Genomic DNA, 392 nt, shown 5'->3' on the forward strand with positions numbered 1-392 from the left:
ACACTTCAAACTGTTCCGCTTCCTCTCTGGTGCTGCCATTCAGGTTAATCAGGCCAGCATTGTCTTTATCGGATACCTGCAGATAATGATAGCCTCCTGCCGGCATTTTATCCCGGAAAGCTACAATATCGCCGTCTTCGATGGCTGCTGAAAGATTGTCCTCTTTCTTTTTTACCAGGATAAGCTCTAAACCGGGCGGTTGTGACGCCTGGAATTCCGGGAAATAATGATAAGCCCCGTTATCCGATACCTTTTTGTTCCAAAAATTATTAAGGCGCTCACTTACTTCCACCCGGACAAACCCTTCTTTTAACTCAAAATAACTGTCGTTCTCCCCGAGATTGACCATATTAAACCAGGTATTTTCGCCCGCAGACGAAGCAGAAACGGTT

At 45.7% G+C, this 392-nt stretch carries 1 protein-coding gene; it reads right to left on the bottom strand.

Annotated elements, in window-relative coordinates; genetic code table 11:
* A partial coding sequence (locus ED312_RS23930) for an HIT family protein (protein WP_206363291.1) occupies window positions 1-392 on the bottom strand: 392 nt, incomplete at both ends.

It is taken from the genome of Sinomicrobium pectinilyticum (assembly GCF_003725735.1).
Lineage (GTDB): Bacteria > Bacteroidota > Bacteroidia > Flavobacteriales > Flavobacteriaceae > Sinomicrobium > Sinomicrobium pectinilyticum.